Consider the following 3268-nt stretch of genomic DNA (forward strand, 5'->3'; position numbering starts at 1 on the left):
TCATGCCCCTCCCCAAGCCCCTTTAAGCTTAGACCATGGAGTCGATTTATGTTCGCTTACTTATGCACTGGTTAGTAAGTCCCACGCCCACGCATTGGCGGGACTCGTGGTCAGAGCAACATCGAGCTGCAGCATTCCATCGCGATCTGTGTCTTCGCCAGCGAGGCACGCATCCGCTATCAGCGAAATGTGGTAGACCCGCTAGTCTGCGCTCGGGGCCGGTCCGCATAGGGATCATTGAACGCTTGGAAACCACGGCTCACGGCTTGGACGAACTGATGCGCATTGTCTATGCCAACGATTTGAAGCCCGGCGCGATGGTTCCGTAACCAATAGGTAGAACTGCACATTGAGAGAGTCAATGCTGGAACGGGAGAGTCTTCGGATCGGTGTTGTCGAGAATCTTGGGCGTCTTTCGTGGCAGCGTGATGCCGTTCGGACCGATGCCAATTGCACCTGTACGACGCCACGGCGGCTTCATCCGGATGGGGTCTGCGCGGCCGTTGCCGATTGACGTTCCTGCATGAGGTGGCCATTACTTCCGCACTGCGCTAGCGACCGGCCGCCGGCATGCTGTATTGGAGCACAAGGTAATCAACGCGATGCTGTTCAAGGGGTATTTTCCGGTCGATGGCGGGATCTGGGTAAGCAGCCCTTTCGCGATACCCTGCGCCGGCTGGCGGAATTTCTCTCCGAGGTCACTGAGAGTCATGGCGCAAAGTGGTGCTCATGCTGGTTGGGACGCGGCCGAGAAGTCATGGAGGAAAATCGGCAATGCGGGTCAAGGCCTCGCTCGGCGCACTCGGTCCACTGGAATACCGGAAGAGCCCCGAAATCAAGGCGCAGACCAATCCTAGTTTCGCCGCCCGAGGGTGGCATCCGGCTGGCTTTGATCGATCCATTCGCGTGCCCGTTCAAGCGCGAATTGATGCGCGGTGTCTGCATCCGCGAAAGATGGTCCGATCAGGCCGGAGCGCTCAATGCGCTCGCCGTTCTTGGCGATTTCAATACTCGCGCGATATTCACGCTTCCGCACCAGTTCTGCGACAACGTAGATAACGTAGCCACTAGGTCCAATCACATGCAGGCCTCGCGGCCTCCCGCAACTCATCCACAGCGGCATCTGCTGCCGGCTGTTGGGATCCAGGCCCTTATGTGTCTGGCTGGTCTTGGTATCCCCTCCGGCAAGGAGTGGTCTGCAGTCTTTGCTCTCGCGGTTAAGAGTCTGGTCTAGTCGACTATGAAAGTTGTACTTTTCCAAGGAGGATAACGGCGGGCACGCCGAAGCGGATTTGGTTAAGGAGGTGGTGTTACAGGCTTCAACGGCGGGAGGGGGAGTCAGCTGATGCGTAATGCGTGCCAAAGGTTCAAGTGAACACAATGGGAGCGTATCGTCTTCTTGCTTTGCGTCACGTTGCCACGTTTCAGGACTACTCCAGAAGACGGACTGTTCCAATGTTTCCCGCGGCTTGTGCGCTACTCCTGACTGTGCTGGTCTTACTGCGGCGCCCGGCGGCTCAGGCACATAGGATAGACTCCGGCCGCTGAGTGTCAGCAGCCGTATCATCTCGGCCAACGCACCATTGGTTTGCCACTCCGTAAAACGCCGCCGGCAAGTAGGCTGAGAAGGATAGTAAGGGGGAAGCTTCGACCAAGGCTGACAAGTTGACAGAAGCCACAGGACGGCATTGGCGATCGTGCGGGCTGGGGTGCAGGGCCGTCCGCGTCGAAACACGCCGCTGTCTGACGAGTATGACAAAAGCGTCGACAATTGCGCCCATTCCTCATCTGTTAGCTCTTGAAAAGGCATTCAAATCTCCGCGTGCTTCAACGCACCCGTTGGGGCCTGTCCTTCCCTAGACCATGTCGAATTTCTCACCATATAAAAGTCACGATGGTGAAACACTTGGTCAGTGAATCTCCAATAGTTAACAGCTTGTTTGCAGAAGAGTGACTTGTGTCGGTTATGCTCGGCCGCACGCTGCGGTGTACCGATCTGCGGTTCCTTCGTACGAGTGAGCCTGCGTTCATCTCATAATGCAGATCTGTCGTACCCATCGCGGAGAATATCTACTGCCGGGAGCATGCTCGCCGAGTTAGAGATCTCTCTCGCTCTTCGTGCATCCAGGCGAGCTAGCGGCCTTTCCAAGCCCAGCGACCGTGAGTGACCACGAAGTTTCAACTGTGCCGACCCTATCGTAAACTCGCCGCGTGCGGCAAGGAGAAAACATTGCGGTGATTGCGATCGTCCGATGGCGTAAGGTGTTCATCTTTGGCATCAGTCTGCTAACGATGCACTCCTGTGCCGCATGATGTCGGTGCGATGCAATGCAATGCAGCTACCGAGTAGCTCATTGAATTCAGCCTAACCGCTGGAGGAAATCTTTCCTGAAGGCAGCTTGTCCGACTCGCGATTCCACGCGAACGAACTACGCAACGCATGTGATCCGATTTGCTAGCCCACGGCCCCGCTTCATAGACGACTGGTACGTGACGCTTTTTCCCAGCGAGATGTTGGTCCGCGTTGTCCTGCCTCTATCAAACAATTCTATTTCACCCGAGCCACCCGCTTATTAGCTATATCGAGTCCTGTTCACACCGAGGGAGGCTGTCCAACTGTGCGGCTCGGGGCAGCATTGGTCTCCCGCATATGATGCCACACCGCAAGCCAGCCCTATCGTGAGTCTACTGTTTTTGCTTCACCATAATCGTGCCCCAAAACGGTCGGTTGACCTTTCTTTGGGTGCCGTTCGGCAACTACTCTCCTCTGCGTCGTTGAATCGCAGTATGATTTCGTTTTGGCTTAGAAATCAGCGCACTCCGCTCACGCGAATGTGACGGAAAGTTGACCATGCTTGGCGAAAAGAAAAGCAATCTATATGCCTTATAGTCGCCCCGCGTGAAACCACGGAAAGCAACCGACTTGACGATAAACTTTGAAGGAGGCTGTCCTTTTTGTCCAACTCACGACGAGATATGTCGGATTGTTGCCAAAGCGGCGTGATCTGATTCTCGCCGAGTACCCCATTCGTAAGTTAGATTCGCGAACGAATGTCGTCGATGACCGAACAGACTGCAGCTGCAGGGCAGAGAAGCAAAATGAAAGAGAAGGATAGGCTGCAGAATTGAGCCCCGGGCGATTTGAGCCCGGGACGTTGACGGCGAATTCCATTGCATGACCGCTTCAGATGGACTTTGTTCGGCAGGGTCTTCAGCAGATAGGGCCTGATGGTTGTGTTGCGGGTCTGAGATAATGCCGGCATCGAGT

General features: G+C 55.5%; 2 protein-coding genes and 1 pseudogene. All 3 read right to left on the reverse strand.

What is annotated here, in order from left to right; translation table 11 throughout:
• Positions 1–853 precede the first annotated feature (853 nt).
• The gene (locus tag EVC45_RS47470; RefSeq protein WP_248295530.1) at positions 854–1261 is read right to left on the reverse strand and encodes a hypothetical protein; all 408 of its coding nucleotides are present in this window, start codon (positions 1259–1261) and stop codon (positions 854–856) included.
• 315 nt (positions 1262–1576) lie between these two features.
• A pseudogene (locus tag EVC45_RS48155) lies at positions 1577–1810 on the reverse strand (transposase); the annotation flags it as partial.
• Positions 1811–3035: 1225 nt separating this feature from the next.
• Positions 3036–3268, reverse strand: a 233-nt coding sequence (locus tag EVC45_RS46400; RefSeq protein ID WP_211193594.1) for a hypothetical protein, incomplete at its 5' end; no start/stop codon positions are given.

The organism is Paraburkholderia sp. UYCP14C (genome assembly GCF_004197395.1).
Taxonomy (GTDB): Bacteria; Pseudomonadota; Gammaproteobacteria; order Burkholderiales; family Burkholderiaceae; genus Paraburkholderia.